22 protein-coding genes and 1 rRNA gene are annotated in these 20,152 nt (G+C 67.1%); 9 read left to right on the top strand and 14 right to left on the bottom strand.

The genetic code is table 11. The annotated features are described in order from the left end of the window. Both AC1D2H_RS16640 and ptsP read right to left on the bottom strand, forming a co-directional pair. Nucleotides 1–500, bottom strand: a 16S ribosomal RNA gene (locus AC1D2H_RS16640); the annotation flags it as partial. A gap of 726 nt (nucleotides 501–1,226) precedes the next feature. Then, on the bottom strand, nucleotides 1,227–3,002 hold the full coding sequence (gene ptsP / locus AC1D2H_RS16645) for a phosphoenolpyruvate--protein phosphotransferase (protein WP_478011740.1): 1,776 nt from the start codon (nucleotides 3,000–3,002) through the stop codon (nucleotides 1,227–1,229). A gap of 114 nt (nucleotides 3,003–3,116) precedes the next feature. Here ptsP and AC1D2H_RS16650 point away from each other — a divergent pair, with 114 nt between their 5' ends. Beyond that, entirely contained in the window at nucleotides 3,117–3,920 is an 804-nt protein-coding gene (locus tag AC1D2H_RS16650; RefSeq protein ID WP_478011741.1) for a GNAT family N-acetyltransferase, read from the top strand. Here the strand turns inward: AC1D2H_RS16650 and AC1D2H_RS16655 are convergent, their stop codons facing one another. Genes AC1D2H_RS16655 through AC1D2H_RS16665 form a run of 3 tightly spaced genes read right to left on the bottom strand, consistent with a single transcriptional unit; the run spans nucleotide 3,921 to nucleotide 5,073 of the window. Then, nucleotides 3,921–4,190 (bottom strand): HPr family phosphocarrier protein, encoded by a 270-nt coding sequence (locus AC1D2H_RS16655; RefSeq protein ID WP_477937115.1) that lies wholly within the window; start codon nucleotides 4,188–4,190, stop codon nucleotides 3,921–3,923. Continuing rightward, complete coding sequence (locus AC1D2H_RS16660; RefSeq protein ID WP_478011742.1) at nucleotides 4,187–4,585, bottom strand: PTS sugar transporter subunit IIA; 399 nt, start codon at nucleotides 4,583–4,585, stop codon at nucleotides 4,187–4,189. The genes AC1D2H_RS16655 and AC1D2H_RS16660 overlap by 4 nt, the downstream gene beginning before the upstream one ends. An 11-nt stretch (nucleotides 4,586–4,596) precedes the next feature. Continuing rightward, on the bottom strand, nucleotides 4,597–5,073 hold the full coding sequence (locus AC1D2H_RS16665; protein WP_478011743.1) for a hypothetical protein: 477 nt from the start codon (nucleotides 5,071–5,073) through the stop codon (nucleotides 4,597–4,599). An 80-nt stretch (nucleotides 5,074–5,153) separates the two neighbouring features. Between AC1D2H_RS16665 and AC1D2H_RS16670 the strand changes: the two genes are divergently transcribed. The 3 genes from AC1D2H_RS16670 (at nucleotide 5,154) to AC1D2H_RS16680 (ending at nucleotide 8,179) form a co-directional block, all read left to right on the top strand. Further along, nucleotides 5,154–6,383: a CaiB/BaiF CoA transferase family protein gene (locus AC1D2H_RS16670; RefSeq protein ID WP_478011744.1), complete on the top strand. Its 1,230-nt coding sequence runs from the start codon at nucleotides 5,154–5,156 to the stop codon at nucleotides 6,381–6,383. Nucleotides 6,384–6,571: 188 nt separating this feature from the next. Further along, nucleotides 6,572–7,672 carry an ATP-binding protein gene (locus AC1D2H_RS16675; RefSeq protein WP_478011745.1) on the top strand — a complete coding sequence of 367 codons (1,101 nt, stop codon included), beginning with the start codon at nucleotides 6,572–6,574 and terminating at the stop codon, nucleotides 7,670–7,672. A gap of 21 nt (nucleotides 7,673–7,693) precedes the next feature. Then, entirely contained in the window at nucleotides 7,694–8,179 is a 486-nt protein-coding gene (locus AC1D2H_RS16680) for a TlpA family protein disulfide reductase (RefSeq protein WP_477937125.1), read from the top strand. Here AC1D2H_RS16680 and AC1D2H_RS16685 read toward each other — a convergent pair. Then, nucleotides 8,176–9,033 (bottom strand): alpha/beta fold hydrolase, encoded by an 858-nt coding sequence (locus tag AC1D2H_RS16685; protein ID WP_478011746.1) that lies wholly within the window; start codon nucleotides 9,031–9,033, stop codon nucleotides 8,176–8,178. The two genes, AC1D2H_RS16680 and AC1D2H_RS16685, sit on opposite strands and share 4 nt — an antisense overlap. Before the next feature lie 100 nt (nucleotides 9,034–9,133). Here AC1D2H_RS16685 and AC1D2H_RS16690 point away from each other — a divergent pair, with 100 nt between their 5' ends. After that, nucleotides 9,134–10,039: a LysR family transcriptional regulator gene (locus tag AC1D2H_RS16690; protein ID WP_478011864.1), complete on the top strand. Its 906-nt coding sequence runs from the start codon at nucleotides 9,134–9,136 to the stop codon at nucleotides 10,037–10,039. Between the two features lie 62 nt (nucleotides 10,040–10,101). Then, a complete protein-coding gene (locus AC1D2H_RS16695) occupies nucleotides 10,102–11,085 on the top strand; it encodes an N-acetylmuramoyl-L-alanine amidase-like domain-containing protein (RefSeq protein ID WP_478011747.1) in 984 nt (327 codons plus the stop codon). Here the strand turns inward: AC1D2H_RS16695 and lipA are convergent, their stop codons facing one another. Beyond that, nucleotides 11,086–12,063 (bottom strand): lipoyl synthase, encoded by a 978-nt coding sequence (gene lipA / locus AC1D2H_RS16700; RefSeq protein ID WP_477937131.1) that lies wholly within the window; start codon nucleotides 12,061–12,063, stop codon nucleotides 11,086–11,088. A gap of 2 nt (nucleotides 12,064–12,065) precedes the next feature. Next, nucleotides 12,066–12,743, bottom strand: coding sequence for a lipoyl(octanoyl) transferase LipB (gene lipB, locus AC1D2H_RS16705; protein WP_477937133.1), 678 nt, complete (start codon nucleotides 12,741–12,743; stop codon nucleotides 12,066–12,068). Nucleotides 12,744–12,799: 56 nt separating this feature from the next. Here lipB and AC1D2H_RS16710 point away from each other — a divergent pair, with 56 nt between their 5' ends. Next, a complete protein-coding gene (locus tag AC1D2H_RS16710; RefSeq protein WP_478011748.1) occupies nucleotides 12,800–13,429 on the top strand; it encodes a tetratricopeptide repeat protein in 630 nt (209 codons plus the stop codon). On the opposite strand, the gene AC1D2H_RS16715 is transcribed toward AC1D2H_RS16710, so the two are convergent. The 6 genes from AC1D2H_RS16715 to AC1D2H_RS16740 form a co-directional block, all read right to left on the bottom strand. Beyond that, complete coding sequence (locus AC1D2H_RS16715; protein WP_056194323.1) at nucleotides 13,430–13,714, bottom strand: DUF493 family protein; 285 nt, start codon at nucleotides 13,712–13,714, stop codon at nucleotides 13,430–13,432. Between the two features lie 253 nt (nucleotides 13,715–13,967). Beyond that, nucleotides 13,968–15,113 (bottom strand): D-alanyl-D-alanine carboxypeptidase family protein, encoded by a 1,146-nt coding sequence (locus AC1D2H_RS16720; protein ID WP_478011749.1) that lies wholly within the window; start codon nucleotides 15,111–15,113, stop codon nucleotides 13,968–13,970. A gap of 21 nt (nucleotides 15,114–15,134) precedes the next feature. Further along, complete coding sequence (locus tag AC1D2H_RS16725) at nucleotides 15,135–15,758, bottom strand: alpha/beta hydrolase (RefSeq protein WP_477937139.1); 624 nt, start codon at nucleotides 15,756–15,758, stop codon at nucleotides 15,135–15,137. Next, a complete protein-coding gene (locus AC1D2H_RS16730; RefSeq protein ID WP_478011750.1) occupies nucleotides 15,755–16,081 on the bottom strand; it encodes a (2Fe-2S) ferredoxin domain-containing protein in 327 nt (108 codons plus the stop codon). The genes AC1D2H_RS16725 and AC1D2H_RS16730 overlap by 4 nt, the downstream gene beginning before the upstream one ends. A 14-nt stretch (nucleotides 16,082–16,095) precedes the next feature. Then, a complete protein-coding gene (locus AC1D2H_RS16735) occupies nucleotides 16,096–17,196 on the bottom strand; it encodes a VanZ family protein (protein ID WP_477937143.1) in 1,101 nt (366 codons plus the stop codon). A 20-nt stretch (nucleotides 17,197–17,216) separates the two neighbouring features. Then, on the bottom strand, nucleotides 17,217–17,645 hold the full coding sequence (locus AC1D2H_RS16740) for a CopD family protein (RefSeq protein WP_478011751.1): 429 nt from the start codon (nucleotides 17,643–17,645) through the stop codon (nucleotides 17,217–17,219). A gap of 372 nt (nucleotides 17,646–18,017) precedes the next feature. Between AC1D2H_RS16740 and hemB the strand changes: the two genes are divergently transcribed. Beyond that, the gene (gene hemB, locus AC1D2H_RS16745; protein WP_478011752.1) at nucleotides 18,018–19,034 is read left to right on the top strand and encodes a porphobilinogen synthase; all 1,017 of its coding nucleotides are present in this window, start codon (nucleotides 18,018–18,020) and stop codon (nucleotides 19,032–19,034) included. A gap of 4 nt (nucleotides 19,035–19,038) precedes the next feature. Then, nucleotides 19,039–20,145 (top strand): magnesium transporter CorA family protein, encoded by a 1,107-nt coding sequence (locus AC1D2H_RS16750; protein ID WP_477937149.1) that lies wholly within the window; start codon nucleotides 19,039–19,041, stop codon nucleotides 20,143–20,145. Nucleotides 20,146–20,152 lie beyond the last annotated feature (7 nt).

The following is a 20,152-nucleotide window of genomic DNA, read 5'->3' on the forward strand; positions in this document are numbered from 1 at the left end:
TAGTTAGCCGGTGCTTATTCTTCAGGTACCGTCATGAGGCATCTTTATTAGAAACGCCCTTTTCTTCCCTGACAAAAGCGGTTTACAACCCGAAGGCCTTCTTCCCGCACGCGGCATGGCTGGATCAGGCTTGCGCCCATTGTCCAAAATTCCCCACTGCTGCCTCCCGTAGGAGTCTGGGCCGTGTCTCAGTCCCAGTGTGGCTGGTCGTCCTCTCAGACCAGCTACAGATCGTTGGCTTGGTGGGCTTTTACCCCACCAACTACCTAATCTGATATCGGCCGCTCCAATCGCGCGAGGTCTTGCGATCCCCCGCTTTCACCCTCAGGTCGTATGCGGTATTAGCTGCTCTTTCGAGCAGTTATCCCCCACGACTGGGCACGTTCCGATATATTACTCACCCGTTCGCCACTCGTCAGCTTAACCTGTTACCGTTCGACTTGCATGTGTAAGGCATGCCGCCAGCGTTCAATCTGAGCCAGGATCAAACTCTACAGTTCGATCTTGAATTTACTCAACGGAATCGACTTAAACCATTTGCATGATTCAAATCTAATTTCCGTGAGCGTTTAAAGTCCGAAGGACCGTTGCAAGTCACCTTGCAACATCACTTCACTTCAAACGCCCACGCTTATCGGCTGTGAATTCTTAAAGAACATCGCAATCAAACTTTCGTTTCAATCGCGGCGCTGACGTCGTTTRGTTGTCAGCAGCAAAGAAGCGAGATTCTAATCTGCTTTTTGCTTCGTCGTCAAGTATTTTTGAAAATTTCTTTTCTCAATACTCGGCAACTTGCTTTCCTTACTACCGCCGATTTGTTCGTTTCCGAAGCGCTTCGTCAGCAGCAAAGAGGCGAGATTTTGATCTGCTTTCGCAGTGTCGTCAAGTACTTTTGAAAATTATTTTCGAAGCACTCGGCAACTCTCTCAAGCTCGCCACCAGATCCAAACCGAAGCCCAGATCCAGCCCTTCTCCAACCACTCCACCGCTGCTGCCGTTCCCGACAAGCGCTGCGTTGTAATCAGCGAAGCCCACGACTGTAGCACAGGTTTTTCGGGCTTCGCAAGAACTCGCCCCAAGTTGATATCTTGATGCCCACCTGCGGCGACGTTTCGCCCCTGCATCTACTTATAGATATCGCGAGCGCACCGGCTTCATCGCCACCCAAGACTCCGGCATCGCCGCAGAGCAGTGCATCCACCAACGCCCGCCCTACTCATGCACGGTCAATGCACTGCCGTCGCTCCTCGCGTGCCAATCAACTCCCTTTCGGCGGCAGCCTGCGGATCCTCGCTTTCGAGGATGTTCGGCAAGGCTGCGGCCAGACGCTGCGCGTCGGCGCGCAGGATGCGCTGCTTGACGGCAGGGATCTGCGAGGGATGCATGGAGAAGCTGCGCAGACCCATGGCCAGCAGGAGTTCGGTGAAAACGGGGTCCCCCGCCATCTCACCGCAGACGCTGACACCCTTGCCCGCCGCGCGCGCCTGCGCAATGGACTGGCTGATCAGTTGCAGCACCGCGGGGTGCCAGGGGTCGTAGAGGTGGGCCACCGCCTCGTCGGCGCGGTCGATGGCCAGCGTGTACTGGATCAGGTCGTTGGTGCCGATGGACACGAAATCCACGTGCCGCAACAGCAGCGGCAGCATGACGGCGGCCGCCGGGATCTCGATCATGACGCCGAGCTCGACGCGGGTGTAGGCGTGGCCGGCATCGGTGAGCTGCTGTTGCACCTTGCGCACCGTCTCCACGATCTGCCGAACTTCCGACAAATGGGCCACCATGGGGATCAGCAGCTTGACCTTGCCGAAGGCGCTCGCTCTATAGATGGCGCGCAGCTGCTGGCGGAACATGCTGGGCTCCGCCAGGCTCCAGCGGATGGCACGCAGGCCCATGGCCGGGTTGAGCACATGTTCGTGGCGCAGTTCGTTGACCGTCAGCCGGTCCAGAGGCTTGTCGGCGCCCACGTCGACGGTGCGAATCGTGACCGGCATGCCTTTCATTGCCAGCACCGCCGCTTTGTAGGCGGCGAACTGCTCGTCCTCGCTCGGCAGCTCACCTTCCCGGTTCATGAACAGGAATTCGCTGCGGAACAGTCCGACGCCGGTCGCGCCGGATTCGACGGCCGACTCGGCATCTGCAGGCATTTCGATATTGGCGTGCAGTTCGATGTGCTCGCCGTCCATCGTGACGGCGGGCGTGTGGCGCAGGCGGCCAAGACGGGCCCGCTCCAGTTCGCTCTGGCGCTGGCGGAAGCGGTACTCCTCCAGCACGATGGGCGAGGGGTTGACGATGACGGTACCGGCGTCGCCATCGATGATGACCCAGTCGTCCTGCATGATGAGGCGCGACGCTTCACGGGTGCCGACCACCGCCGGGATGTCCATGCTGCGCGCGACGATGGCGGTGTGCGAAGTCTTGCCGCCGATGTCGGTGATGAAGCCGCGGAAGACGCTGCGCTTGAACTGGATCATGTCGGCCGGCGCGATGTCGGCCGCTACCAGCAGCAAGGGGTCCTCCCCGCCGAAGTCGCGCGGCGTCACCGGTGTCGGCGTGTCGCCCTGCTCGTGGGCCAGCGCACGCAGTACGCGCTCCACGACCTGTTCCAGGTCGGCTTTGCGCTCGCGCAGATAGTCGTCCTCCATCTCGTCGAACTGGCGCGCCAGCACCTCGAGCTGGGCGGACAGCGCCCACTCGGCGTTGTAGTGGCGCTCGACAATCCATTGGCTGGCGCTGCCGGTCAGGGCCTCGTCGTGCAGCAGCATCAGGTGCACGTCCAGCAGCGCAGCGAGTTCGTGAGGCGCGTCGGCCGGCAGCTCGTCGCGCAACGTCTCGAGCTCCAGCACCACGGCGTCACGCGCACGCAGCAGACGCGCGATCTCCGACTGGACTTCGTCGGGCGCCACGAAATAGTGGGCCACGTCGACACGGCTGGAAGCGATCAGCACCGCTCGACCGATCGCCACGCCGCGTGAGACCGCAATGCCGAACACCTGAAAACTCATCAGCATCCTCCGCAGATCAATCCCCAATGTAGCCGCAGCCGGGGCGCTCCAACGTCATGGTTTTTTCATAGGGGCTTCACCGCAGCGTCAAACCGCCGGCCCAGCATGCCGGGCATGAACCGCAGTCTGATCGTCACCCATGCGCTGCCGCATGCCCCTGCCCTGCAACGCCCGCAGCGCGCGCCCTCCACCCGCCTCAGCGTGAGCTGGGCCCAGAGCGAAGCCGAAGTGCGCGAAGCCCAGGCGCTGCGCTACCAGGTCTTCGCTGTCGAGATGGGTGCCCGCCTGCCCAGCCCGAAGGGCGCGCCGGTGGGTCTGGACATCGATCTCTTCGATGCCCATTGCGAGCATGTGCTGGTGCGCGCGGAGGGTGAAGACGGCGAGCCGGGCCCCGTCGTGGGCACCTACCGCGTGTTGACCCCGGCGGCCGCCAAACGCGCCGGCGGCTTCTACAGCGACACCGAGTTCGACCTGACCCGGCTGCGCGGCCTGCGCTCCCGCGTGGCGGAGATCGGCCGCTCCTGCGTGCATGCCGACCACCGCGGCGGCGGCGCCATCATTGCCCTCTGGGGCGCGCTGGCCGAATTCATGGCCCGCAATGGCCTGGACACCGTCATCGGCTGCGCCAGCGTCAGCATGCGCGACGGCGGCCACTTCGCAGCCAGCCTGTGGAAGCAGATCGCCGCCGACCACCTCGCGCCCATCGACTGCCAGGTGCGCCCGCGCCTGCCCCTGCCCATCCAGCATCTGCGCCAGGACCTCGTCGTCGAGCCGCCGGCCCTGATCCGAGGCTATCTGCGCTGCGGCGCCAAGCTGATGGGCGAACCTGCCTGGGACCCCGACTTCAACACCGCCGACCTGCCGCTGCTGCTGCGCACGGCCGACCTGCCCGCACGCTTCAAACGCATCCTCGGTTGATCACTGACCTTCGCCGAACTTGTCGTTGACGAGGGCGGTGATCTGGTCCTGGGCCGCCTGCTCGTCCTCGCCATCGGTCTCCAGTTCGACCGTGGCGCCGATACCGGCGGCCAGCATCATGACGCCCATGATGCTCTTGGCATTCACGCGGCGCCCGTTGCGGCTCATATAAACCTCGCACTTGAAGCTGCCGGCCATTTTGGTCAGCTTGGCCGAAGCGCGTGCGTGGAGACCCAGCTTGTTGCTGATGGTGAGGGTGGACTTGATCATTCGTCGGGGGGCAAGGGAGGCATGGCGACGATGCCGCTGACCGCGCCCTGCATGGCGCGCCGTGCCAGCTCGGTCAAAGGCTTCTGGCTGGCATAACAGAGAGTGCGCCAAAGCATGGGCACGCTGACACCGCTCAGCACCTGCACCTGCTCTCCCGCCAAACGCTGGGCGCCGTTGCTGGGCGTGGCGCCGAACACGTCGGTCAGCACCAGCCACTCGGGCTGGCCGGCCTCGGCCATCAACGCGCGGGCAGCCGTCTCGACGTCATCCGCGCACATGCCGGCATCGACGTCCAGCACGGCCAGTGTGGGCGCGCAGTCGGGAAAGGTGTGCTCGGCCACCTGCCGCAGCGCGGAGGCCAGCGGTGCGTGGGCGATCACAAGCAAGTTGGGCATGGGGCGGGATGTTAGCGGGCGGTCTCGATGGCCAAGCCGGCGCGAAAGCTTTCCCATGCGCCCGCATCGTCCTGCGGCAGCGTCATCAGCGCCTGATAGACGCGGCCGCCATGGGCGAACACCGCCACGCGCGTGACGCCAGCCGCACCCGCCAGGCGGTACTCCACAGCCTCCGGCATCGGCGTCATGCCCGGCACCTGCAGCGCCTGGCCCGGCGGCAGCGGCTGGCCGAGCTTGCCGGCCAGGGCCTGGGGCATGGCCTTCAGAGCCGGGCCGGCCTGGGTCGGGTCGGGTGCGTCGGCCCAGGACAGCGCGAAGCGCCCACCGCCGGCTTCGCATTGAGCCAGGCCCATCGCGCCCTGGCCGGCCCTGGCGTGGCGCTGGTCGACGTCGGGCTTGCAGGGGAAGAGCGCCACGGCGCCGGAGCCGGCCGGCCTGGCTTCGCGCCAGTTCAGCGCCGGCTGGCAAGCCGCGAGCAAGCTCAGCATTAGGGCAAATCCGGCGGTCGGGCGGCAAGGCATGGGCGAATTATCGACAGCGGCCCGAGGACAATTCCGCAATGCAAGAAATGCCTTCTCCCCAAGCCCTGGCAGGCGTGCGCGTGCTGGATCTGTCCCGCGTGCTGGCCGGCCCCTGGTGCACGCAGACGCTGGCCGACCTCGGCGCCGACGTCATCAAGATCGAACGCCCCGGCAGCGGTGACGACACCCGCGCCTGGGGCCCGCCCTATCTGAAGGACGCCGACGGCCGGGACACTTCTGAGGCCGCCTATTTCCTGGGCGCCAACCGGAACAAGCGCTCGCTGGCCGTCGACCTGGCCACCCCCGAGGGCCAGGTCATCGTGCGAAAGCTGGCGGCGCAGGTCGACGTGCTCGTCGAAAACTTCAAGGTCGGCGACCTGGCCCGCTATGGCCTGGACGCGCAAAGCCTGCTGGCCGAGCACCCCGGTCTCGTCATCTGCTCCATCACCGGCTTCGGCCAGACGGGCCCCTACGCCGAGCGCGCCGGCTATGACTATGCCGTGCAGGGCATGGGCGGGCTGATGAGCGTGACCGGCGAGCGGGACGACCTGCCCGGCGGCGGCCCGCAGAAGGTGGGCGTGGCCGTGTCCGATCTCTTCACCGGCATGTATGCCACCGTCGCCATCCTGGCCGCACTGCGCCACCGCGACGCCACCGGTCAGGGCCAGCTCATCGACATGGCCCTGCTGGACACCCAGCTCGCCATGCTGGCCAACCTGGGCAGCAACTACCTCTGCAGCGGCCAGGCGCCCGGCCGCATGGGCAATGCCCACCAGAACATCGTGCCCTACCAGGTCTTCGAGGCCAGCGACGGTCACCTGATCCTGGCTGTCGGCAATGACCGCCAGTTCGCCAAGTTCTGCGACATCGCCGGCCGGCCGGACTGGGCCACCGACCCGCGCTTCGCGACCAACTCGGAACGCGTGCGCAACCGCGCCATCCTCGTGCCCCAGTTGGAAGACGCCGTCCGCCAGCGCCCCCGCAACGACTGGCTGGCCGCGCTGGAGGCCGCCAAGGTGCCCTGCGGCTCGATCAACTCTATTGGTGAGGCGCTGGCCGACCCGCAGGCGCAAGCTCGGGGTGCCGTGGTTCCCATGCCCCACCCCCTGACGCCCGATCTGAGGCTCATCGCCAGCCCGATGAAGCTGTCGGCGACGCCGATCAGCTACCGCCATGCACCGCCGCTGTTGGGCCAGCACAGCGACGAGTTGTTGCGAGAAGCGGGCTGTACTGTGGAAGAAATCACAAACTGGCGTAACAGCGGTGTCATTGCGTGAGGGCTAACCCACCCCTGAACCAAGGGTTTCCCCCTGCGTGGGGGATGGAGGTAGCGCTCTCCTGTCCTCAGCATGCGCTCACGCACCGAGGTGGGCCAACCACCTAGAACCATCCGCCTCGGGTCCGCAGCCACCGGGTCATGTCCACGCCACCTTCTTCAGCGCCAGCGAGTGCCGCCAACGATGTCATGCCTGAGCCTTCACCGGTCCAGTGGGCGGACATCGTCCAGCAACTCGGTGCCGAGATCGCCGGACCGCTGAGCGCGGCGCTGGAGCAGATCCAGAACCTCGCCACCACCGGCCAGATCGACCGCCGCGGCCTGCGCCTGTTGAAGCGCAGCGTGGACGACGCCCGCACGGCCGGCATGCTCGGCCAACAGCTGTCCCGCCTCGCCTCCGGCCGCCTGCGCCTGAATCGCGAGCGCCAGCACCTCACCCAGATGCTGCGCAGCGTGCTCGCCCAGCGCAGCCGCGAGACGCAGGCCCGCGGGGTGCAGGTGCGCCAATCACTCAAGCCCGTCGAGATCTGGGCCGACGGCGCGCTGCTCTTCGGCCTGCTGAATGCGCTGATGGACTGGGCGCTGGCCAATACGCACTCCTCCGTCGACCTGCGACTGGATCTGACGCCCTGGCCGGTCAAGGCGCGGCTGAGCTGCCGCTTCGCCCACCGCTCGCTGGAATTGCTCAGCGACGATGCCGACCCGCATGCCCCCACGCCGGGGCTGGATTCCCTGGCCTGGCGCCTGCTGGAGCAGACGGCCATCACGCTGGGCGTGCTGCCGCTGCGCGAGCAGGAGGCTGGCATCACGCTGCTGACGCTGGAGTTCAATCAGTTGGCGCCCGAGGAAGCGCCGCCGCCCGACAGCACCCATGCCCGCCTCGAAGCCGAGGCCGAGCGCATGGGCGGCAATTCGCGGCCGCTGGCGGGCTGCCAGCTGCTGATCGTGTCGGCCCACCGCGACATGCGCACCGAGGCCCAGGCCGCCGTGCGACATATGGGCATGCTGGTGGACGTGGTCGGCAGCGTGGCCGAGGCCGAGCAGTTCTGCCGCGAAGGCCTGCCCCACGCCATGCTGTTCGACGCGGCGCAGATGAGCGAGCCCCTGCTGCAGCTCATCGCCGGCATCATGCGCGACGCGCCGGACTTTGCCTTCGTCGAGATGTTCGACGGCGAGCACCGCACCCAGCTGTCCACGGCCACCGGCGACGGCGTGGCCCGCATCTCGCGCCGCCACCTGCCCGACGCCCTGCCGTCGCTGCTGATGTTCGAGCTGGCCAAGAGGGTTTAGCGGCTTCTCTAGAATCCGCTCATGTTGTCCCGCCGCGCCCTTGCCTCCGCCCTGATTTGCGCTGCCGCGCTGGCGGGCTGTGCCCGCGAACAGGCGCCTGCCGTCGACTATGTGCTGCTGGATGGCCAGAAGGCCAGCTCGCGGGACTGGAAAGGCAAGGTCATGCTGGTGAACTTCTGGGCTACCAGCTGCGCGACCTGCGTGAAGGAAATGCCGCAGATCGTCGCCACCCACGACAAGTTCAAGGCCCGCGGCCTGGACACCGTGGCCGTGGCCATGAGCTACGACCCGCCGGCCTTCGTCGCCAAGTACGCCGAGACGCGCAAGCTGCCCTTTGGCGTCGCCATCGACAACACCGGCAGCGTCGCCCAGGCCTTCGGCTCGGTGCAGATGACGCCGACGACCTTCCTCATCAACAAGCGCGGCGAGATCGTCAAGCGCTTTGTCGGCGAACCCGACTTCGCCGCGCTGCATGGGCTCATCGAGCAGCTGCTGGCCGAGGCTTAAAGCCCGTCGACGAAGGCGGCCATGCGCGCCGCGATGAATTCCACCTCCTCTTCCAGCGCGAAGTGCCCCGTGTCGAGCAGATGCAGTTCGGCCTCGGGCAGGTCACGCAGATAGGCCTCGGCGCCCGCCGCAGGGAAAAAGGCGTCGTTACGCCCCCAGACGACCAGCGCAGGCGGCTGATGCTCACGCAGCCAGGCCTGCCACGCCGGGTAGCGCTCCACATTGCGGTGGTAGTCCAGCGCCAGGTCGACCTGGATGGCCTTGCGGCCCGGCAAGTCCAGAAAATATTGATCCAGCAGCCAGCCTTCGGGGGCGATACGCGCCGGCTCACGGGTGCCGCCCTCGTACTGCATGCGCGTGACGTCGGCGGTCAAGATGCCCATGACGGCTTCTGAAGCCCCCGGCCGGCCGGGTTGCAGCGCCACCATGTCGCGGGCCATCGCGCTCAGTCCCTCCTCGTAGGCATTGCCGTTCTGGATCACCAGGCCGGTGATCCATTCGGGGTGGCGCTCGGCCAGTCGCAGGCCGATGGGCGCGCCGAAGTCAAACAGATAAGCGACGAAGCGGTCCAGGCCCAGCGCCTCGCAGAAGCCCTCGACGACGTCCGCCAGGCGGTCGAAGCTGTAGCCGAATTCGGCAGCCGGCGGCGCATCGCTGAGGCCAAAGCCCGGATAGTCCGGCGCGACGAGGTGGTAGCGGTCGGCCAGCGCCTCCATCAGCTTCACATACTGACGCGACGACGACGGGAAACCGTGCAGCAGCAACAGTGTCGGCGCGTCCGCCGGGCCGGCCTCGCGGTAAAACAGGTTCAGGCCATTGACTTGGATGCTGCGATGGAAGATGGGGCGGTTCATGACGATCTCCTCAGGGAATGCTCCCAGTGTGCGACCCGCGCGGACTCCCCGGTAGCCGCGCTATCCTGCAAGCACCTTGCACTTTGAGTGGAAGATTGCCATCAACTCCCTCGCCGACGTCAACCTCAACCGCCTGGCCGTCTTCGTCGCCGTCGTCGAGGCCGGCTCACTGAGCGCCGCTGCCCGTCGGCTCGGCATCGCCACCACCATGGTCAGCGCCCACATGCAGCGCCTGGAGCGCGAGGTCGGCGCCAGCCTGCTGCTGCGCACGACGCGGTCCCTGCGCCTGACCGAGGCGGGCGAAGGCTTCTTCGACGCAGCGCGCCAGATCGTGGCCGATGCCGAAGCGGCGATTGCCGCCGCCGCGGGCGACACCGTCGAGCCGCGCGGCCGGCTGCGCGTGACGGCGCCGGTCGACTACGCTGAGCGCGTGCTGGCGCCGATCACCGTCGCGCTGTCGCACCGACACCCGCAATTGCAGATCGACGTACTCGCCGTCGACCGGCCGCTGGATCTCGTCGCCGAGCAGATCGACGTGGCCATCCGCATCGGCCAGCTCGCCGACTCGGAGCTGCGCGCCAGCCGCATCGGCAGCTTCAGCCAGCAGGTCGTCGCCAGCCCCTCCCTACTGGAAGACCGCAGCCCGCCTGCCGAGCCGACCGATCTCGCCGCCCTGCCCTTTTTGGCACTGTCGGTACTGGCGCAGCCGCTGCTGTGGCGCTTCAGCGCCGCAGGCCAGGCCGACCAGCAGCCGCACTTGCAGGCCCGGCTTTCCTTCAACACCGCATCGGCGCTGCGCAGCGCCGCCTTGGCGGGCGGCGGCTTCACGATGCTGCCGGACTATCTGGTTGCCGACGACCTCACCGCCGGCCGCCTCGTGCGCCTGCTGCCGGGCTGGCAGCTGCCAGAAGGCGGCGTCCACGCCCTCTACCCGGCCGCGCGCCAGCCGCCACGCAAGACGCGGGTGCTCATCGAGGCCCTGCGCGCGCAGGCCGGTGCATCCTGACGTTATGGCCGCCCCACAAGCTCTCATGCCCACGGAGGCACTACTGGGCTGACACTGCGCCGATGCAAAAGACGCTTGGCGCCCTCGCCCTCTCGCTGCTGCTCGCGGCCTGCGCCCATCAACCGCCGCTGCCTCCTGAACCGCCCCGTATCGAGCCCACCGCCGCCCAGCTGGCGAGCGCGAGCAAGGCCGGGCTGAGCGCCACCGAGCTGGCTGGCCTGCTCAACAAGCCCCTGTACAAGATGCAGCCGGCCGAGGTTGGCCGCTTCCTGGCCTGGCAGCAACTGGACCAACCGAACCTGCGCCAACGCATCGCGGCGCTGGCGCGCAAGAACATCGGCCAGCCCTACGAGCTCTTCCTGCTGGGCGAGTTCCCCTACGAGACCTACGACGCCCAGCCGCTGTTCGACCTGAGCAAGAGCGACTGCGTCGTGTTCGCCGAGCACACCTATGCGATGGCGCTGAGCGCGTCGTGGGAGGAGTTCTTCTGGATGCTGCAGCGCATCCGCTACCGCGACGGCGTCATCGGCACGGCCACGCGCAACCACTACACCGAGGCGGACTGGAATATCGCCAACCGCTGGCTGGTGACCGACGTCACCGCCACGCTGGGTGCGCCGACCCAGGCCTATCGCCAGCGCATCAACCGCCAGGCCTTCCTGCTCAAGCAGTTCAAGATCCGGCGCGACATCCCGGTCCAGGACTTCGACGACGTCTATGTCGCCAAGCAGGACGTCGCGGCCATCGAAGCGCAGCTGCAGGACGGCGACTTCGTCAACATCATCTCCAGCCGTGGCGGCGAATCCTGGGCCTCGCATGTCGGCCTCATCGTCACCGGAGCGGACGGTTCACGCCACTTGCTGCACTCGGCCGAACCCCAGGTGCGCGAGGAGACGCTGCAAGGCTTCATCGCTCGCATGGCCGAGCGCGACGCGCGCCAGGCCGGGCAAAACAAGCCGCAACTGTCCGGCTTCAAGTTCCTGCGCCTGAACGACACGCCTGAGCCGCCGCCGATGGCGCCGCAGCCCCGGCCCAGGCGGTCCTGATCAGGCAGCGCTGGAGCTGACCGTCGGATTGAGCGCCGCGTGGGCCTGCTCGTCGGCGTGGTAGCTCGAACGCACCATGGCGCCGACGGCGGCGTGCGTGAAGCCGAGCTCGTAGGCTTCCTTCTCGAACTGCTTGAAGCTGTCCGGCGTCACATAGCGGCGCACCGGCAGGTGGTGGCCCGACGGAGCCAAGTACTGGCCGATGGTGATCATGTCGATGTTGTGCGCCCGCATGTCGCGCATCACCTGGCGGATCTCGTCGTCGGTCTCGCCCAGGCCGACCATGATGCCGCTCTTGGTCGGCACGCCCGGCACTTCTTCCTTGAAGCGCTTCAGCAGGTTGAGGCTGAACTCGTAGTCGGAGCCCGGGCGCGCTTCCTTGTACAGGCGCGGCGCGGTTTCCAGGTTGTGGTTCATCACGTCCGGCGGCGCGGCCTTCAGGATGTTGAGCGCGCGGTCGGCGCGGCCGCGGAAGTCCGGCACCAGCACTTCGATCTGCGTCGCGGGGCTGAGCTCGCGGACCTTGGTGATGCACTCGGCGAAATGGCCCGCACCGCCGTCCTTCAGGTCGTCGCGGTCGACGCTGGTGATGACGACGTACTTGAGCTTGAGCGCGGCAATCGTCTTGGCCAGGTTCAGCGGCTCGTCGACATCCAGCGGGTCGGGCCGGCCGTGGCCGACGTCGCAGAAGGGGCAGCGGCGGGTGCACTTGTCACCCATGATCATGAAGGTGGCCGTGCCCTTGCCGAAGCATTCGCCGATGTTGGGGCAGGAAGCCTCTTCGCAGACCGTGTGCAGCTTGTGCTCGCGCAGGATCTGCTTGATCTCGTAGAAGCGGGTCGTCGGCGAACCGGCCTTGACGCGGATCCAGTCCGGCTTCTTCAGCACCTCGGCCGGCACGATCTTGATCGGGATGCGGGAGGTCTTGGCCTCGGCCTTTTGCTTGATCGTCGGGTCGTAAGTGGTGGTGTCGGACATGGTCAGGACGTCGGGACTTCGAATTGGGCCGAGAGTCGCTCGGCAAGCCGGCCGGCCGCGGTCGGCCAGTCGGTGAAAACCCCGAGTTTATCGAGAGACGTGGTTTCCAGCCCTTCGTATCCGCACGGGTTGATGCGCAGGAAGGGTTCCAGGTCCATCGCCACGTTCAACGCGAGGCCGTGATAGGTGCAATGGCGGCTGACCTTGATGCCCAGCGCGGCCACCTTGGCCAGGCCCCGGAACGCATTCTCAGGGTCGGCCGGACCGGCCAGCGCGGCATGGCTGCCGGGGTCGCCGGGGCGCACATAGATGCCGGGCGCACCGCCGACGCGCAGGCCGGTCACGCCATAGCCGTCCAGCGTCTGGATGATCGCCGTCTCCAGGCGGAAGACGTATTCCTTGACGAAGATGCCCTGGCGCCGCAGGTCGATCAGCGGGTAGGCGGTGATCTGGCCAGGGCCGTGATAGGTCACCTGGCCGCCGCGCTCGGTGGCGACGACGGGGATGTCGCCCGGCAGCAGCAGGTGCTCAGGCTTGCCAGCGAGGCCTTGCGTGAAAGTGGGCGGGTGCTCACACAGCCAGAGCTCGTCCGGCGTGTCGGCATCTCGCGCTGCCGTGAAGGCGCGCATGGCCTCCAGCGTGGGCAGGTAATCGACCCGCCCGAGGGTCTTGACGATCATGCGGGCATCATAGGCAGCCGCTGTAAGCCTTCGCTTTGCCTGGACGACTCGACCCGATGAAGATGCCACTGATCGCCGCCCTGCTGCTCGCCGCCTCGCTGACCCAGGCCGCCACCCTGTCCGACGCGCTGACCGCCTACGACGAGGGCGACATGAAGGCCGCCGCCAAGGGCTTTGCCGCATCCGCCCGGCGCGGCGAGGCGCTGGGCCAGTTCAACCTCGCGATGATGAATCTGCGCAAGGAGCTGCCGGGCGCCAGCGATGCCAAGGCCTGGCAGCTGCTGCAGCGCGCGGCGGCCCAGAAGCTGGCGCCGGCCGAGAACGCCCTGGGCGAGATGATCGAGCAGGGCCGCCGCGGCCGGCCCGACCCGAAGGCGGCCTGCGGCTGGTTCGAGCAGGCGGCTGAACATGGCAGCGGCGACGGCGCACTGGCCACCGCCACCTGCTACTTCCTGGGCCGCGGCCGCGCCCAGGACATGGCGCAGGCGCACCGCTGGTATCTGGAAGCCGCCAAGGCCGGCGACGTCGGCGCGCAATACATCGTCGCGTCGATGTTCGAGACGGGGTCGGGCGTCGAGGCCGACGACAGGCTGGCGCGCTACTGGTACGACGTGGCGGCCAGGAACGGCGACGACGCGGCCAAGGCCAAGCTCAAGGCGATGCGGGACGCCGAGGCGGCCAGTTGATCAGAGCACGACCTTGACCATGGGATGCGTGGTCAGGGTGCGGTAGATCTCGTCGAGTTGCTCGCGGCTGGTGGCCGTGATGGTGATCGTCAGGCCCAGGTAGTTGCCGCCCTTGCTCGGGCGCTGCTCGATGGTGGCCGCATCGAAGGCCGGATCGAACTGGCGGGCGACGTGGGCGATGGCTTCGACGAAGCCCTCGACATGGGCGCCCATGACCTTGATCGGGAACTGCGAGGGGTACTCGATCAGCGACTGCTCGGGCGGAATGTCGGGTGGCAGATTCATGGCAACGTCTCTTCAGTTATTCCAAGGCATTCCGGGCCGAGCGCTGGGCCGCTCCCGAGCCGGCCCGCTTGGGCGATGTGCTTGCGGCTCGACGCCGCAAGCATCGCCGTCCCCCAGGGGGCTGAGGCCGGACTCAAGACGCCCAGTGGGCGTCTTGTGCCTGCCGAAGAGCTGCGGCAATGCCGCAGCGCGGTCTGCAAGACCGACCAGGTGCGCGCGCGTTCAGCGCTGCGCGACTGGGCGAGGGGCTCGTTCATTTGATCCAAAGACGCAACGAATCCCAGGCGCGGCCGAACAGGCCGGCGCCGGGCACGGCTTCCTGCACGATCAGTGGCACTTCGGCCACCGGCGCGCCTGCTGTCGTCGTCACGCGCAGGGTGCCGACGCGCTGGCCCTTGTTGAGCGGCGCGACCAGCGGTTCGGTGCGCTCGACCTGCGTCTGCAACTTGGCGGCATCGCCGTGCGGCACGGCGACGAAGATGGCGTCGGCGGCGCCGAGCCTGGCCTCCTTGGCCTCGCCCTTCCAGACCGGCACGGTGGCGATCGCCTTGCCGGCATCGAAGATCTTGACCGCATCGAAGGCCGTGTAGCCCCAGTTCAGCAGCTTCTGGCTCTCGCTGGCGCGGGCTTCCTTGGACGACGTACCCATGACGACGCTCAGCAGGCGGCGCTTGCCGTTGGGGAAGTCGCGGTTGGCGCTGGACACCAGGCAATAGCCCGCCGCCTCGGTGTAGCCGGTCTTCATGCCGTCCACCGTCGGGTCGCGGCGCAGCAGCAGGTTGCGGTTGTCCTGGCGGATCTTGTTGTAGGTGTAGTCGCGCTGCGAGTAGTAGGCGTAGTACTCGGGGTAGTCCGTGATGATGTGGGCGGCGATCACGGCGATATCACGCGCGCTGCTGCGATGGCCGGGCTCGGTCACGCCGGTCACGTTCTTGAACTCGGTGTTCTTCAGGCCCCAGGCCTGGACCTGACGGTTCATCAGCTGTACGAAGTTCTCGACCGAACCGGCCGCGCCCTCAGCCAGCGCCACGGCGGCGTCGTTGCCACTCTGGATGACGAGGCCGCGCAGCAGCTCGTCGACCTTGGGCGTCATCGTCGTGTCGATGAACATCAGCGAGGGGTCGCCCTTGCGCTCGTCCCAGGCGCGCTTGGACACCGGCAGGGTCTGCTCCAGCGTCAGCTTCTTTTCCTTCAAGGCACCGAAGACGACATAGGCCGTCATCAGCTTGGTCAGCGAGGCCGGGTCCTGGGACGTGTCGGCATCGCGCTCGGCCAGGGTCTTGTGCGTCGTCAGGTCCATCAGCACATAGTTGCGCGCCGCGAGTTCGGGCGGCTGGGGGGCCTGGGCCTGGGCGGTCAGGGCGAGCGTGGCGAGGAAAGCAGCAAGCAGTCTTTTCATGGATCTGTTCAGACGCAGCGACTAGATCTTCGTGGGATCGAACGCGCGCACCACAAGGGACTTGAGCAGCGGCAGCTGCCCATGGAAGAAATGGCCGACACCGGGGACGACGGTGACGGGCAGGTTCTGCGGCCGTGCCCAATCGAGCACCGCGGTAAGCGGCACAACGTCGTCGACCTCGCCGTGGATGACCACCGTGTCGGCCGGCACGGCGGCGGTGTCGAAGCGGCTCGTCGCGGGGCCGACGAGGACGAGGCGCCGGGCCGGTGTGCTGAGGCGCTGGGCAGCGCGCGAGGCGACATAGCCACCAAAGGAGAAGCCCGACAGGATCAGCGCCTCGCCCGAGGGCAGCACGGCGTCGAGCACGGCCAACGCATCATCGACCTCGCCGCGGCCTTCGTCCCAGCCACCTTCAGACTTGCCGATGCCGCGGAAGTTGAAGCGCACCGCCCGCCAGCCGAGCTGGATGAAGGCGCGGGCCAGCGTCTGCACGACCTTGTTGTCCATGGTCCCGCCCTGGGTCGGGTTGGGATGGCAGATCAGGGCCGTGCCGAGCGGCGCAACGCCGTCGGGTGGCAGGTCGATGGCCACCTCGATCTGGCCGACCGGGCCGGGGACGAGGCGCTTTTCGGTCTGGGAATTCATCGGCCGACGGAATCCGGCAGCACCAGTCGCTCGACGACCCGGCCGTCGCGCAGATGGCTCTCGACGATCTCGTCGATGTCGCTCTTGTCGACCCAGGAATACCAGACGGCGTCCGGGTAGACGACGGCGACCGGCCCGCCAGCGCAGCGGTCCAGGCAACCTGCCTTGTTGACGCGCACACCGCCCTTGCCGGCCAGGCCGAGCTGCTTGACGCGGGACTTGCAGTGGTCGAAGCCGCCTTGCGCGTCATGGTCGCCACAGCTGGCCTCGCCATTGGTGCGCTGGTTCAGGCAGAAGAAGACGTGGCGCTCGTAGTAACTCATCGCCGGAGATTGTCTCACTGGGGTTTTTGGACCAGGCGGGCCGTGAGCCACAGGAGTGCAACGAAAGGCCACGTCCAGGCGACCCAGCGCGTCAGGCCGTAGAGATTGATGAAGCGCCCCTGCTCCCAGGCCTGCAGGTTCAGGGCCAGATAGGGGTCGCTCGGCGCCAGGCTGATGAGGCCGATGAGGGCGCACAGCGCGAACAGACCCAGGGCGGCCGCGACGCGCGAAGGCAGCAGGCAGGCCAGCAGGGCCAGCATGACACCCAGGCCCACGCCGGGCCGTGTCGCCTCGCTGAGCCAGGCCCAGGCGTGATCGGGCCCGAAGGCCATGGCGGTGGACGTCGCCGTGCCCAGCAGGCCCAGCAGCACCGCACCGCCGGCCAGGGCCAGGCGGCGCAGGCCGGGGCGGGCGACGGTGATCATCAGCAGCACCGGCGCGAGCAGGCCCAGGGCGATGGCCAGCGCCTCCAGGCCCGGCGGCAACTCGTGCTCGATGGTGACGGCATCGCCCCAGTTCAGCGCCCAGGGCGTGCCGGCCAGCGCGTCGAGCAGCATCTCTCGCCACCAGGGCAGCCACTGGCCGAGGCCGAAGGGCAGCGGCGTCGGATACAGCAGGGCCAGTGGCCACAGCGCGAGCAGGGCCAGGGCCGGCGCGCTGCTGGCGCCGAACCAGTGGTCGCGCACATCCTCCCAACGCTCCAGTCCGCCCAGGCCGCTGAGCACCAAGCCCAGGGCCGCCCCCAGCGTGCTGCCGGCGGAGTTCAAAGCCCAGTCCGACAGCGAAGGCACGCGGCCCGGCACGAAGAACTGCAGCGTCTCCATCAGGAAAGACAGGGCGGGCCCGGGCAGCAGCCCGAGCAGCAGGGCGCCGCGCAGGCCCCGGCCCGAACGTATCGCCGCCGCAAAGCCGAGCAGGCCCAGGGGGATGTAGCCGATCAGGTTGGCCTCGACGTCGAAGGCCCAGAAGCGCGGGGGCCACGGCAGGCCGAACAGCCAGGGCAGGCCCATGCCGGGCGGCCAGCGCCAGGGCCAGAAGGGGTAGAGGCTGGCATAGACCACCAGCCCCATATGGGCCAGCAGCAGCCAGGTGGCGGAGCTTTGGCGGCGACGCATCGCGATGCCCGTTCGCGCGTTCAGAACGGCTTGACCGTCACCAGCACGACGATGACGGCGAAGAGGACCACGGCGGTCTCGTTGTAGACGCGGAACCAACGATGGCTGCGCTTGTTGGACATGCCCTCGAAGCTGCGCAGCAGGCGTCGGTTCATGTGGTGATAGCCGATGACGCCGACGACCAGCAGCATCTTGGCGTGCAGCCAGTAGCTGCCGGCGAAGCGGCTGGCGCCCCAGCCCACCAGCACCCAGATGCCGAGCAGCAGGGCCACGCCCATCAGGATGCTGCTGAAGCGGTGCAGCTTGTGCGCCATCAGCAGCAGGCGTTCCCGCTCGGCATGGCTGTCGGCCGGCACCATGGCCAGGTTGACGAAGATGCGCGGCAGATAGAACAGGCCGGCAAACCAGGCGGCGACGAAGACGATGTGAAAGGCTTTGACCCAGAGCATGGCCGCATTATGGGCAGCCAGCTTCGTTGCCAACTTGACGTGCAGACGTCAACGACCGAGAGGTCGTTGTAGCGTGCCCGTGTCGTGCAACGACACCACGGCGACATCGCGTAGCGATGGTGTCGTGAGGGCGCATGGCGCCTGGGCAAAGCTAAAAAAAAGCCCCGGTTCAAGACCGGGGCCGAGAAAGCCTTATCGCTGTCATCACGCTAAGGCTCCTGCTCAGGGAGGAAAAGCAGGGAACGACCACCTTGCGGCTATCATTCGCGGACCAGTTTAGCGCGCTTGAGCGGTGACGTCAGCAATAAATGACGTCTGGATGTGTCAACCATCACGCGCCGGGCCGCACCCCCCGCAGCCTGAGGATTCGACTTGGCCCGCTCCGTTTTTTCCCCTCCCGCCTTCCCCGCGGCGCGCCCGCGCCGCCTGCGTCGCGACGCCTTCACGCGCGCCCTGGTGCGTGAACATTCGTTAAGCGCGAACGACCTCATCCTCCCCGTCTTCATCCACGAGGGCGAAGACCGCCTGGACGCCGTCAAGTCCATGCCGGGCGTGTCGCGACAGAGCCTCGATCATTTGTTGCGCACTGCCGAACAGTGCGTCGAACTGGGCATTCCGGTCATTGCCCTCTTTCCCGTCATCGATGCCGCGCTGAAGACGCCCGACGGCGCCGAGGCGCTGAACCCCGACGGCCTGGTGCCGCGCGCGGTGCGGGCGCTCAAAAAACACTTCCCGCAGCTCGGCGTGCTGACCGACGTGGCCCTGGACCCCTTCACCAGCCACGGCCAGGACGGCGTCATCGACGAGAGTGGCTACATCCTCAATGACACGACGGTCGAGATCCTGGCGAAGCAGGCCGTCGTGCAGGCCGACGCCGGCGTCGACATCGTCGCGCCCAGCGACATGATGGACGGCCGGATCGGCGCGATCCGAGCCGCGCTCGAATCGAGCGGCCATATTCACACGCGCATCATGGCTTACAGCGCCAAATACGCGAGCAGCTTCTACGGCCCCTTCCGCGACGCGGTGGGCTCGGCTGCCAACCTCGGCAAGGCAGACAAGAAGACTTACCAGATGGACCCCGGCAACAGCGATGAAGCCCTGCGCGAAGTGGCCCTGGACTTGGCCGAGGGGGCCGACATGGTCATGGTCAAGCCGGGCATGCCTTACCTGGACATCGTGCGCCGCGTGAAGGACGAGTTCCGCGTGCCGACCTTCGCCTACCAGGTCAGCGGCGAGTACGCCATGGTCAAGGCCGCCGCCGCCAATGGCTGGCTGGACCATGACGCCGTCATGATGGAGTCGCTGCTGGCCTTCAAGCGCGCCGGCGCCGATGGCGTGCTGAGCTATTTCGCGCTGGACGCCGCGCGACTGCTGAAGGGGGCTTGAGCCAGTGCGGGTCTTCCATATCGAGACCGACAGCTTCCGCGAGCTCCCGGCGCTGCCCGAGACGCTGCCGGAGCGCGGCTTTCTGTGGCTGGGCTATGGCCGCCGTGAGTTTGAAGTGGGCGAAGCCGCGGCGCAGCAGGCGCTGGTGCGCTGGGGCTGCGGCAATATCGTCGACCTGCATGTGTCCGACCTCATCAACAACCAGCTGCCCTCGCACTTCGACTACACGTCCTGGTACGACATGCTGGTGTTCCGCCGCCTTGCTGCGGCGCCGGGCAGCCAGGACCTCTTCGTCGACGACGAGCACGGCACCCTGGCCTCGGCCCAGCGGGCGCTGCGCGCCATCGACACCAGCCCGGTCGGCTTTGCCGTCTTCGACCGTGTGCTCGTCACCGTGCACCCGACCGATTGCCAGGTGCGCGAGTTCTTCGCCCAGAAGCTGGACCGGCTGATCGAGGGCCGCGACAAGGCGCCGGCCCGCGGCAGCGCCCGCTTGCCCGCCAGCCCGGCTGACCTGATGCTGCGCATGGTCAACCACATGGTGGACAGCTATCTGGAATTGCGCCGCCTGCTGACGCGCCAGCTGGGAACACTGCAGCGCGTGCTGCTGGACCAGAGCAGCGAGTTCGACGACTGGCCGCTGCTGCTGGAAAGCCGTGACGCCCTGCACCGCCTGGAAGACACCTGCGAGGACCAGCGCGCCGCCATCCAGGAGTGGATCGACGCGCTGGATGAATGGCCGGTCGACGGCGACCCGCAGGTCACGCGCGAGCGCGAGCTGTTGCGGGTGCGTTCACGCGACGTGCTGGAGCATGTGGAGCGGGTGCTGACGCATGTGCGCCGGCTGGAGTCTTCCGCCGAGTCGGCCGTGCAGATGCACTTCAGCGCGCTGGGTCACCGCACCAACGGCATCATGCGCACGCTGACGGTGCTGACGGCCATCTTCCTGCCGCTGAACCTGATCACCGGCATCTTCGGCATGAACTTCGAGTGGATGCCGCTGATCAAGAACCCCAACGGCTTCTGGGAGGCCTCGCTGCTTATCCTGGCGCTGGCGCTCGGCCTGTGGTTCATCTTCCGCCGCAAGCGCTATCTGAGCAGCAGCCGCTAGGGGCGGA

Source organism: Roseateles sp. P1_C1_2 (genome assembly GCF_056406535.1).